The 8,760-nt window shown below is 65.2% G+C and carries 6 protein-coding genes; 1 reads left to right on the top strand and 5 read right to left on the bottom strand.

What is annotated here, in order from left to right; genetic code table 11:
* Nucleotides 1-557 precede the first annotated feature (557 nt).
* Nucleotides 558-2,957 (top strand): DEAD/DEAH box helicase, encoded by a 2,400-nt coding sequence (locus tag ABT025_RS35205; RefSeq protein WP_351002737.1) that lies wholly within the window; start codon nucleotides 558-560, stop codon nucleotides 2,955-2,957.
* An 89-nt stretch (nucleotides 2,958-3,046) separates the two neighbouring features.
* On the opposite strand, the gene ABT025_RS35200 is transcribed toward ABT025_RS35205, so the two are convergent.
* The 5 genes from ABT025_RS35200 to ABT025_RS35180 form a co-directional block, all read right to left on the bottom strand.
* Complete coding sequence (locus tag ABT025_RS35200) at nucleotides 3,047-3,355, bottom strand: hypothetical protein (protein ID WP_351002736.1); 309 nt, start codon at nucleotides 3,353-3,355, stop codon at nucleotides 3,047-3,049.
* A 1,417-nt stretch (nucleotides 3,356-4,772) separates the two neighbouring features.
* Nucleotides 4,773-6,602 (bottom strand): ATP-dependent nuclease, encoded by a 1,830-nt coding sequence (locus ABT025_RS35195; protein WP_351002735.1) that lies wholly within the window; start codon nucleotides 6,600-6,602, stop codon nucleotides 4,773-4,775.
* Between the two features lie 662 nt (nucleotides 6,603-7,264).
* Nucleotides 7,265-7,909 carry a hypothetical protein gene (locus ABT025_RS35190; RefSeq protein ID WP_351002734.1) on the bottom strand — a complete coding sequence of 215 codons (645 nt, stop codon included), beginning with the start codon at nucleotides 7,907-7,909 and terminating at the stop codon, nucleotides 7,265-7,267.
* Nucleotides 7,906-8,430, bottom strand: coding sequence for an RNA polymerase sigma factor (locus ABT025_RS35185; RefSeq protein ID WP_351002733.1), 525 nt, complete (start codon nucleotides 8,428-8,430; stop codon nucleotides 7,906-7,908). The genes ABT025_RS35190 and ABT025_RS35185 overlap by 4 nt, the downstream gene beginning before the upstream one ends.
* Nucleotides 8,427-8,708: a hypothetical protein gene (locus ABT025_RS35180; RefSeq protein WP_351002732.1), complete on the bottom strand. Its 282-nt coding sequence runs from the start codon at nucleotides 8,706-8,708 to the stop codon at nucleotides 8,427-8,429. Before ABT025_RS35180 ends, ABT025_RS35185 begins: the two co-directional genes overlap by 4 nt.
* Nucleotides 8,709-8,760: the final 52 nt, after the last annotated feature.

Raw genomic sequence — 8,760 nt, 5'->3', positions numbered from 1 at the left:
ATATGCCCCGGCAAGCCGGGCATAGTGAATGAATTGCGCAAGCGCAATTCGAATTCCGGCGCAAGCGCCGGAATGGAATTCCGTAAACGGAATTCTGGAAGGGGATGCAATTCGCGCAAGCGCTCATTGCGGGCACCCGCGCAAGCGCGGTCGCCTGGGCTGGCAGTAAGAGGAGGTGCATCGTGCTCGGGCCTGTGTAGGGCTTGGGGTTCTTGGCCACAACCCCTACAACGAATGTGACGGGCCGTCGGGCTGTACGGGTGCCGGCCTTGCTGCAGTGACGGGTTCCGCTGCGCTCCACCCTGACCCCTCCCCCACTCTCGAAGCTGCCCGGTGATGCTCATCAATGCCCCATCAGCATACAGGACAACCAGCCGCATTGGGTCAAGATTCGGCCATGTATCACCCTGGGGGTGAAAGTTGGCGTGAGATTGATGCATCACTGTTCATGCCTGTGTAGTGTTTGGGTTCACACACCACAACCCCGTACCACACCATCGCGCCGGGACCTTCCATTCTTATTACGCGCGACATTCCGCGAAAAGGAGAACACGGGAATGGCTAGGAAACTGTTTCCTCACCAGATCGAGGCTGTTGCGAACATTGTGCGCGGTCTCGATGTTCCACTGGATGGCATTCCTGTCAATGGCCTGCGCGGACAGGTGCATGCCGCGTGCGGAACGGGAAAGACCACCATTGCCGCAGTGTCGGCAAAGCGGATTGTGCCCAAGGGGCGCATTCTGGTCCTGGTGCCGACGCTGGACCTTCTGACTCAGACGGTCCGTGAATGGCATGAGGCCGGGCACACGGGGCCGGCGGTTGCGGTGTGCAGCCTCACCGATGACCCGGAGCTGTGGAACCTCAAGGTGCGCTCCACCACGAACCCCGTGCAGCTGGCGCTGTGGCACGGCTCGGGGCCTGTGACCGTCTACGCCACCTACGCGTCCCTGGGTGTCCTGGCGGAGGCGTTCGAGGGTGCCTACGGGCAGCAGCTGGCCCCGATGGACCTGACGGTGGTCGATGAAGCTCACCGGACTTCCGGGTCGATGGGCAAGGCGTGGGCCGATGTCCACGACCAGGGCGTCATCCCCTCGTACCGGCGGCTGTATCTGACGGCCACGCCGCGGATCTGGGAGGAGCGGCCGAACCGCGAGGTCGCGGAGGGGGTGCGTGACCCGTTGCCGCGCGAGATGGCGGCCTCCATGGATGACGAGAAGGTCTTCGGTCCGGTTCTCTACAAGCTCTCGCTGGCGTCGGCAGTGTCGCGGAAGCTGCTGGCGCGGTACCAGATCATCGTGCTGGAGCTCCAGGACCCGGTCGTCACCCCGGAGCGGCTGATGAGCGAGGAGCGGCACAGCGAGAGGGTGCGCGGTGAGCGGCTCGGGGCGCTGCAGGCGGCGTTGCTGCACACGATGGCGGAGCACCACCTCCAGACGTGCATCACTTTCCACCACCGGACGATAGAGGCGCAGGCGTTCGCGGAGGGCCTGGAGCGCGTGGCCAAGCGGCTGCACGCTGACCGGCCCGAGAAGTACCCGGCGCGCATCTGGGCGGACTGGCTGTGCGGCGAGCACGTCCCCGAGCGCAGGCGGGGGGTTCTGGGCGAGTTCGGGTCCACGGCGCTGCGGGCTGTCCTGTGCAACTGCCGGGTGCTGGGTGAGGGCGTCGATATCCGGGCGGTGGACTCGGTGGCTTTCCTGGACCCGAAGGGTGCTCCGCACGACATCGTCCAGGCAATCGGCCGGGCGCTGCGTCAAAAGCCCGGACAGGGGAAAGTCGCCTCTTTGATCGTGCCGGTATTTCTCCAGCCTGGGGAGCAGCCGGAAGACATGTTCACCTCCGGATCGTATCGGCCTTTGGTGAAGGTATTGGAGGGTCTGCGCGCTCATGACGAAGAGGCAATCGAATTGCTCGCGATTCCTCAGGAGCCTCAGAAGGATGTCGTGCAGCCGTCTGAGTACATCGGTTCGCCGCCGGAGGAAGGCGAGGAAGAATCCCGTCTGCTACTGCGTTTTGCGGCTCCGCGTGACCCGGTGATGGTCGCGGACTGGATCTCCTTCAACGTCATCGACACCGAGCGTCAGGACTGGGCGCGCGGCTGGTCGGCGCTGAAGAAGTTCACGGAGCGTGAGCATCACGCCCGAGTCCCCTATGGGTACAAAGAGGGCGCGACACCGCTTGGACAGTGGGTCGCGGAACAGCGACGGGCGTACGGGACGGGGCAGATGACCGGCCTGCGCGCGCAGCGGCTGGAGAAGCTCGGCATGGTCTGGAACCCGGCCGATGAGCGGTTCCAGGAGAACCTGGAGGCCGCCAAGGCGTACTACGCGGACCATTGGACCCTCTGCGCCCCGAGGTCCGCAGTGGCCCTGTCCAGGCCGGTAGGACAGTGGTTGAGCAATTTGCGCCGTCCCGGTGCGCTGGACGGTCACCCGGAGTGGGAGGCCGCGCTCCTGGCCGTGGACGAGGACTGGAACCCCTCGTGGCCGGCGGAGTGGCAGCGGCACTACGCCGCGCTGCGGGAGCTCCTGGCCGACGAGGAGGACCGCTCCGAGGTCCTGCCCGGCTTCACCGTCCACGGTATGGACATCGGCAAGTGGCTGGCCCGGCAGCGGAAACCAGAGGTCTGGCAGGCCCTGACGGGCGGACAGCGCGAACGCCTGGAGCAGCTCAGCATCACGCCGCCGGCCTCGGAGCTCCCGAAGCCGTCCGCGCCACCCTTGGGGGCCTTCGAGCGGGGGGTGGCGGCTCTGGCGCGGTATAAGGCCCGCACTGGCTCTGTGACCGTCCCCAGGGGCCACGTAGAGGGTGTCAAGGTCGACGGCCAGGAGTACCCCGTCAAGCTCGGAGTCTGGATCATGAATCAGAAGGGACGCCGTGCGAAGCTCCCCGCCGACAAACTCTCCACGCTCGCCGCACTCGGGCTGGAGTGGGCGGCCTCGGAAGGAGCGGCGTGATGACCGCCCGGCCAGGGCAGCAGCCGGTCAGCGCTGCCCCGCGTCAGCGGATTCGCCGAGCGACGGCGCAGGCATCGCCCGCGCCCAGCTCATTCCTTGTCACGGCTCTTGTCATGGCTCTTGAGGTTGCGACCTGCGCCGCTGGGTGACTTCAGGTAGGCGTTCTCCGCCTCTGCAGTCTGCCACTTGGCGTACAGGTAGGTGCACGCCAAGAAGGAAGATCCAAGGGTGGCAAGGGTCGCGCCCTGAGTTACTACTAGACGCTTGGTGAGCTTGCCTCCAGCTGGTGCGGCCTCGGTCTTACAGATGCCGACGTGGCCGGTCTCCACTGAGTGCCGCTGCAGTTCTTCGAGACTGTCAGCCTGGAAGGGGCATGCGGTGCACGCGCATTCGGTCATCAGTTGATCCCCCTAACGGAAAGTAGGTTCCCACAGACTGGGTTCGTCCGCGCACCACTTGGTCATCCTCCAGCCCGGAGCCACCCGGCGGACAAGCAATTCCGCATACAGGCTGCTGGGCATGCTGGCAGCGCGGGAACGGGAGGAGCCGGCGGAGACGGAGCTCAGACTGGAGCTGCGTGCCCGTCTCCGGCCCTTCCGGGGCGGCTAGGACCAGGCCAGGCAGAAGGCGACGGGGCCCGCCTCATCGAGGTCTGCGCGGAGGGGGTGCAGATATGCGCCCTGCCCGACGGGCACGAGACCTCGATGGAAGAACCGCACTGGGGCCGCAACAACGAGGGCCAGCCGATCGCGTGGGTGGGCAGCGCACCCGACGACTGGTGAGCGGTTGCGGTGCGAGCGAAGGACCCCGGGGCGCAGGGCGTCCCGGGGTCCTTCGCTGTCCGGGGCCAGGCCCAACACGCACTGCGGTGCGATGCCCACGGGTTCTGAGCTGCGGCATGGCACTGGTGTGCGTGTAGGCCCTGGGATAATGGGGCGCTCCTCCGGCTGAATTACGCCGTGGCCGGGCCCCGACCTGCGGCACGACAAAGGGGGGCGTGTCGCTGGCGAAGCCTGCGCCGCAGCGGAGGTCCCGTCCGGCGTCGGGTGGTCCAGACGGGTAACCGGGTGCAGGAGGCTCAGGGCCGGCCCGTGACCCGAGGCCTGCACGCCCCACCCGACGTCCGCGAAGGCAGTGATGGCTTCATGTCGGGTGTACGGAATAGGAAGCGGATCCAAGCCGCTGCCCGGCGGCCGCGGCCGCCGGGAGGGCTTCCTCCTCGCCCTCCCGTGGCTCGTACGGAACATCATCGGTGGGCCCGGCGGGCAGGTGCGAGATCGTCGCGCCGGGCTAACCGGTTTACAGCTCCGTCGGTCACCATGCGTCCGGCAGCGTGGGCGGGCGACCATGCAATGGTTGGCGTCGTTGCGAGAGCGGGCGCGGGTGCTGAAGCGGGCTGCACGGCGGCAGCCGGGGCGGTGGTGGGCGTCGGCCGTGCGGCGGGAGCGGGTCCGGGGCCGGTGGCCTGGGCTTGTTGCCGGTGGGCGGCGGCGGTAGCGGCGACGGCCCCGCTGACCTCAGGGAGCTGGCACCCGCATGGCCGTCTCCTGATGCGTTTGCAGCCGTCCTGCGTCACCGGGTCAATGTCAGTGCCAGGGGGCAAGATAAGCGGTGGGGGAAAGGAGGACGTGGTGTCGTTATCTCGTTCTGCACGCACACAGAAGACCGTTGCACCAGGCGGGTGCCGCTGGTGCGGAATAGAAGCGCGAGGTCACGGCCGGCAGTACGTTCCCGAAGCCGGCTGGCATGCCTGGCAAGCACCGACGCTCCAGCAACGCAAGGAGCGCATGCTCATACGGCGTGCACACAATAGCGTCAGGCAGCCAGGTCCTGGATCTCACTGAAGATCTTGCGGAGCTGGGGTGGTACCTCTTCCTTGTTGTTCAGCTGGGAGACCAGGCCGTACAGCAGGTCAGCCTTGCCGTTCGGGCTCGTCTCCTTGGCCTGCTCCTTGATCATGAACAGGATGTCGGAGCTGAACTTGCCGCCACGGTGGGCCGCAAAGTTCTCAGCGCTCCACGTCTCCCCCGTCGGGCGCGGCCAATGAGTATTGGCAGCCTGTGCCCACCGGTCGTCATCAAAGAGTTCTTCTAGTTCGTTGTATCCCTCGGCTTCACCGACGTATGAGATCTGCGTCTTAGGGTCGAGGCCAAATTTGATCAGTTTGTCTTCTTTGAACTGCTTGTTACTCCGGCTATCGGCATCGATCATGAGGCGGACCGTGCGGCCATGCTTGGCTAGGTAGCCAGCCAGGTGAAGGGTTCCTTCATTGTTGCCACACGCCCACAGGGCGATGCCTGCCGCTTGCAGGGACAGCCCCTGAGCAATCCGGAACAGCAACGGCACACACTGCTGTTCAGTGATGCCCTCCACTGCCAGGAAGCACCGCTCGTGCAGCAGCACCGAGTTCCGCAGTCCCACTGCGGCCGCCACCTGACCAAGATGGAGGTCAATGCCGTCGTGAGTGTCGTCCTTGAGCCGCTCGACCTGCGTGCGGCCGGTGGGGCTGAGCCGCAGATGAACAACGTCGGCGATATCGACGCCGTCAATGAGATTCATCGAGTGTGTGGCAACCATGACGGCAACGTGCGGCAGAGAGCACTGCTTGCGGATGATCTCCATCACCGTGCGTTGGTGGCGGTAGTCGAGGTGGGTGTCGGGCTCGTCGTAGACGACGATGGTCTGTGTCGGCTCCTGCTCTGCCGGTTCACCGTCGCTGGCCAGTTCGGCGGTCTCAAGCAGGTTGCTGGTCCACTCCCACACCGCGAGCGCGATACGTCGATTGCTGCCCAATCCTGAGCGCGAAAGGTCAACCGGTTCGCCGTCAGCCTTCGAGACTTCCAGCGGCGCACGCTTGAACCCGCCTCTGAACGAGACTTCGGGCTTGACCTCAACTCCCAAGTACTCGCTGCAGTGCCGCCGGATGTGCTGACAAAGTGAGTCGGCTTCCTTCTCGAGCCGCTCAGTGATCTCAGCTTCGATCTCTCGAACCTTGCCCTGCAGCTCCTCGTCGCCCAGATGCGCCTCGTAGCAGCCGCTCAGTGCGGTTCGTACGGCATCGTCGGGAAGCTCGTTCTTGCCTCCGAAGGGCAGCAGCCGCGGAAGGCGAGCCTCCAGACTCTTCGGCACCGAAAGCCAGTCCTCCGTCTGTGGCCCGGTGGCCGCGTAAGCCTGCAGCGCCGTCAGGAAGTCACCCTTGCTCGTGCCTGCCGGGCTAAGCCCGTACTCGTCGACCAGATCACCGAGCGGGTTCTTGAGTAACTGCCCAAGCCCCGGCGAACGCAGGCGGCTGTCAGTCGGCTGGTATCCGAGGTACTCCAAGGAGGCCGACTGGTCCCGCAGGGAGATCCGGCGGATGCGTACCGTCTCGGGCAGGCTGTGCTCGGCCTGCTCTCCGGAGTCGAGGAGGAACTCGCCTTCTACCCACGTCTCGGCGCAGCGACGGCCTTTCGTCGCGCCGCCCTGCTCGTAGGTGCGGTCTTCGTCGGTCAGCGGATGCTTGCCGAGCAGGAAGGCCAAAGCGGTCAGGACCGCACTCTTACCACCGTCGTTGCGCCCTGTCAGGATCGTGGGACTGCTGACCGGGATGCCCTCGACGTGGGCCAGCGAGCGGAAACCACAGGTGGAAAAGCGGGTGAGCTGCACAGTCGAAAGGCTCCGTATCTCCCCGCTCTCTATAGGACGGGGCGTGACGTGCGGGTAGCACCGACGCCGCGGTGGTGCGTGAGGCCTCGGCGCAGAACGTCATATTAGAGCGTCACATGCAATGGCCGGTCGCTTTCGACCAGTTGCTACTTCGCCCCGGCGCCGGGCGCGCTATCGCAGGCCGCTCCCACCTAGAGCCGGCCCGAACGAGGGGGGACTTCTTCTCCGTGAGATGTCGCGTCTCGCCCGCCAAGAAGACGTCGGTGTCGATGATGGCGTCCTCGACCTTCGTCCAGATCTGTCTCAGCGGCGAGAGTGCCCCGATGGTGGCCCCTCGCCGGAGAAGGCCGCAGCGCGCGAAGAGTGTCAAGACATGCAGCCGCAGAGGACAGCGCGAACGACAGGATCGGACCTTCCATCGCGAGTCAAAAGGAGACCCTGAACTCGTCGCATGCGCTGGCGGGGGCGTGGCTGACGGTAGAACCGTGAGTCGACTTACGGAGCTTTAGACAATGCAGATGATGATGCAGCAACGGCCCATCCCCGCGTGCACGGGGACAGGCCGTTGCTTCAACGAGTCGTCCGGCCTTCTCACGTGAAGGCCTCATGGAGGCTGGTCTACAAGGACTCTCCCGTCTGTGGGCACGTGACGCGCTGTCGTGTCAGCACCGTGGGCCGCCGGTGGTGTGGTCCAGGTGTGCCAGGAAGTCCTCAATCTCACGTACGAGAGCTTGTGTTGCTTCAGACAGGTCGACTCCGGCTTCCCCCAATGCCCAGTGGACCCTGTCTACAGCAACGCGGGCACCGGCTGACCGGCACACGAAGTCACTCACGAATGATTGGAAAGACTCCTCAGCGTGTTCCTTTTCGCATCCGCAGCATGCCGATAGTTTTTCTTCCCTCTCGGCATCAAGGATATGAAGATAGCCCTGCGCGTCCTCGTCACCCTTGAGTGCTGCCTTTTCCCACCAGCTTCGCGCCACATCATCCCTGTTCAGGAACTCAAGGATTTCCGCTACGCGTCGTGTCTCCTGTGGTGTCGCGGAATCATCGACTTCCTTTTTCAGGAGAGTGCGCAGTTCACGGACCGCACCGATTCGATGGTTTCCGTCTACGATTTCCAGGCAGGGGGCGGGGGCCGGGGGCCAGCCCGAAGGCTGGCCCCCCTCCGCCTGGACAGAGTCCTCGCCGATCCGAGAACCCTTGGAAAACGCCTGCTCAGAGCCTTCGAGCAGGAGCCACAGGGCGAGGAGCCGGATGGCTCCCCGTTCCTCGGGTTGCTGCGTCCAAGCGGACAGGTATGTCATGCGGTGGCCTCCTCGCTGTGTTCGTCGATGGACTTCTTCAGGTTGTTGGCGGCGGCTTTGATGTAGCGCTTCACCGACTCCTCCTTTATCTGGAGGCGCTGTGCAACCACGGCAGGACTGAGGTCCTGCAGAACACACAGGGTGATTACCTCGCGCTGCCGTCCAGGAAGGCTGGCGACGAGTTCGTCGATTCCTTCCTTAATCATTTCGTAGGCGGCCTCGGGGATGCCGATGCCGGATTCCGTCTCGGGCAGTTCACGGACCGGGACCACGGCCATCCGCTTGTTGCCGCGGAACTGGTCGATGACCGCCCGCTTCACCACGGTGCGGCCGTAGGACTTCAGCGAACCTTGACCGGCGATGAGCTGATCCCATCGCCGGTACATCTTCAGGTAGGCGTCCTGCACAGCATCTTCCGCGCTGTGCAGGTCGCCGGCCTGGGCACGCGCCAGTCGGGAGAACGCCTCGATGGTCTCGAGGACGAAGGCCTCGAAGTCCGCTCCCGGAGCGGCCTCACTCACGCGGCCTCCCGCGTGGTGATGGCCCGGTGGCCCGCCGGGTCGGCCGTCTCCTTGCGGAACAGCCAGGCAGGCCGGCCCTCCTCGAAACAGGCAGCAGCACCGCCGTCGGGCAGGGCCTGCGCCATCGCGACCATGGTGGCGCGCTGTTCGCGCTCCACACGGGTCTCGACATGCGCCTTCACAAGCATCTCCGTGATGCCGCGGGTGCGGCGCATCACGGAGACCAGCAGGAACAGCAGGGGAATCCCGCCCGCTCCCACCCAGTACGACCAAGTCATCGACCAGGCCTCCCAGTAGAGACGAACTCGTTGATGAAGGCCCAAGGGCCCT

This window comes from Streptomyces sp. NPDC002809, assembly GCF_040295435.1.
Lineage (GTDB): Bacteria > Actinomycetota > Actinomycetes > Streptomycetales > Streptomycetaceae > Streptomyces.
The sequence above is the reverse complement of the archived record's forward strand: the minus strand, read 5'-3'. Positions and strand labels throughout refer to the sequence as shown.

What these genes read in the sequence shown, in the direction of transcription:
- ABT025_RS35180 (WP_351002732.1), bottom strand. Translation starts at nt 8,708, where the DNA reads ATGACTTGGTCGTACTGGGTGGGAGCGGGCGGGATTCCCCTGCTGTTC.
- ABT025_RS35190 (WP_351002734.1), bottom strand. Translation starts at nt 7,909, where the DNA reads ATGACATACCTGTCCGCTTGGACGCAGCAACCCGAGGAACGGGGAGCC.
- ABT025_RS35205 (WP_351002737.1), top strand. Translation starts at nt 558, where the DNA reads ATGGCTAGGAAACTGTTTCCTCACCAGATCGAGGCTGTTGCGAACATT.
- ABT025_RS35200 (WP_351002736.1), bottom strand. Translation starts at nt 3,355, where the DNA reads ATGACCGAATGCGCGTGCACCGCATGCCCCTTCCAGGCTGACAGTCTC.